At 32.6% G+C, this 2,816-nt stretch carries 1 protein-coding gene; it reads right to left on the reverse strand.

From position 1 onward, the window contains the following. Positions 1–61: 61 nt before the first annotated feature. A complete protein-coding gene (locus tag JMN32_RS10380; protein WP_202856270.1) occupies positions 62–2,122 on the reverse strand; it encodes an AAA family ATPase in 2,061 nt (686 codons plus the stop codon). Positions 2,123–2,816: the final 694 nt, after the last annotated feature.

Here is a 2,816-nt window from a genome sequence, read left to right on the forward strand (position 1 = left end):
CTATTATAACAATAATAATTAATAGAATTTATACTTTTATGGAGTCCTAAAACGGGGGTGCTTACAAGTTCTCAAAAATAGATTCATCTAGAGTCACTGAGTATTGTTTCTTTGATGAGAGTTCTATGATATTATCCTCAATATTTCTAACTCTCTCCCAGTAAGTCAATAAGTTATCATTGTTTGACCTATAAGGTTTAGTTAATTCGAAAACAGACTGTTTATTAATGAAGGACTTAACGATACTGAACCAGTTCCCAAACCTTATTGATTCTATCTGGTAAATGTCTCCTACTAAAACAAGTAATTCGTAAGAAGCCTTATTGACCATTTCCAACATGTTAGAATTGCTCACAGTGCTGCTCTCATCTACAAAAATCAAATCATAGTTTGTCGAGGTATTGTATTTGGAAAGGAATTTGGTTAGAGTTTTAAATTCACAGTTAGGTGCCGTGACTTTTCTTTTTAAATTGTCTACTGCGGGATTCGTATTTGCCAGAAATATTTTTTTCTTTTCTTTAAAAAAATTAGAGATATGATTGATCATTGTTGATTTTCCGGTTCCAGCAGCTCCATATATCAATGCCACTTTAGAGTTTTCAAACAGAAGTTTTAATGCAGATGTTTTCTCCTCACAATCAACATTATGTGTAGTAGTTTCGAGCCATGATGAGACTGAATTTTTATAATTTTTTGTGCCTCCTGAAGATAATTTTATCAGTTCATTAACTATTTCAAAAGTATCCTCCTCGTATCCTTTTATAAAAAAGTGTCCTTTATATGTTTCTATACGTCTATGTGTATGTTTGAAATATAAAGAATTGTTATACTTTTCAACTAATTCTTCTAGGTTTTCGAAATGTTCAATTTCTTTTTTAGGAGTATAGAGCATACCTCGCATTTCAGTATTATTTTTAATGAATCTAGCAAATAATTCATGTTGTCTATTTGAAGAATCTATGGAATCTAGAAGGTGAAAAAGTTTGGGGTTATGATTCAACAGGGAAGAGTTAAATGGCATTTCATCGAATGGTATACATCCATATTTGAGAATCAAATTTGAAAGTCTATCACAGGGTTGGTCTCCTCTTTGTTTTTTGATGACTCTATTATTGACCTTGTATAGGAGATACTTTATGATGTTGGCACCCGGCAAGTTATTTTGGCAAATAGTTCTGCATTTATCTAGTACCTTAAGAAAATGCTGAACATTGGACTTTTCGGCTATAGAGTTCTTAACAATTTGAAAATACTCTTCTGGCAATTCCATTAACTCCGAGAGAATGACTCCAGAATTTTTTATATACCGCATCAATTCATAATACTCCCTGTTCCCTCCTAACTTTGGATGCTCACCTATTAAATCCGCAAAATTGTTAAGTTCGCAAGACCTAATTGAGACTTCCCAATTATCAATTATTTGAATGGGCATTTGCTTCCCCAAGATATTAATGTGAGTTTTACTTACAGAAAGTTTTACAGCGTAATTGTGTAATATTTCATGTTGGGTGAAAGCAATAGTTCTGTCAAATTTACTAGCCCTGTCTATCGCTCTTGTAAAAGTTACTTCATAAAAGATTTCTGCTTCTATAAAGAATGGTTTGATTTTCTGGATGTAATATCTGTCATTATAGTCTAATATATTTCGAGATGATAGAGGCTCTTTAAGTTTTTTAGATATTTTTTCATAATACTCAAACAGAGAAGTATCCTGGTTAAGTGGATAATCTTCTAAGTTTCTTAAAATATCTATACTGAAATTGTTCTTCAGAAAAATCCTTATTCTTAATAGATATTCATAGTATTTAATCATTAAGCGCTCCGAGTTCTCTTCATCAAGAGTATAGTGTGACGCAGTTATTTGAAGAAGTCTGTGAAATCTGTCCAAAAATTTGAGCTGCCCTTTAGTTTTGATATGTGCAAGGGCAGTCTGAATGTTTTCATATGAATTATCAATTTCTCCACCACTTGAATAAACCTTTAATGCGATGTGTTCTACAAAGTTTCGAAGCTGAGCAATTACATTTTGTGAGGCCAGCCCTCTACCCAAGAGATTTTGCTTCTCAATATTTGTGTTTATTACTTTGCCTATAGCTTCTATTTGTTTGTCAATTTTTAGCATATGCAGGTGTTTTGATGTATGATAACATCATTATAACAGCACTTTTTATATATAATTGAATTGCCTCCACAAATGCTTAGGTCACACCAGATATAAAAAGAACATTAATATACTCAATGCGCTCGGCGATTACTTCCAAAACTTTCCCAACTGCACTATTTACTTTCCGAATGTAATCTTTTCATTTTCGAGCAAGTTTTAAAGCTAGTTAATGAGTAATGACAATGTCAATACCCAACCTTAGGTATATTGAGGGAAAAGTCAATAAAATTTGGGCAACCCATACGAGAAAATCGAACCAATCAACTAACTGAAATTCAGGCAATTATATTATTAATCGCAATTATTACTGTTTTTGGTGAGGAAATATCGAAATAAAAACAGATGATAACTTATTGATTATTAGTGCATTAAAACAAAAAAAAAGCCGATTATCATGAGATAATCGGCTTTTCGTAGCCCCTCGCGGACAAATATCGAACCTTTTACTGGCTGACTTAAGCGCAATCGATGTTTTTGAAAAATTGGCATGGTAAGTGTAAGGGTGCTTACAACATTACTTACTTCAAAAGCTCAGTTCGCATATTCATTTTAGAATTTGTTATGCAATTTATTGTTCGCTCTGTTCTGGATATAACGGTTTGAAATATGCCACTGATTTCGGAGTGTTTATGCCAGTGATTACGGTTCAAAA

It is taken from the genome of Fulvivirga marina (genome assembly GCF_016775155.1).
GTDB classification, from domain to species: domain Bacteria; phylum Bacteroidota; class Bacteroidia; order Cytophagales; family Cyclobacteriaceae; genus Fulvivirga; species Fulvivirga marina.

Bases quoted from the DNA above. Each gene is read 5' to 3' on its own strand.
- JMN32_RS10380 (WP_202856270.1), bottom strand. From the start codon at position 2,122: ATGCTAAAAATTGACAAACAAATAGAAGCTATAGGCAAAGTAATAAAC.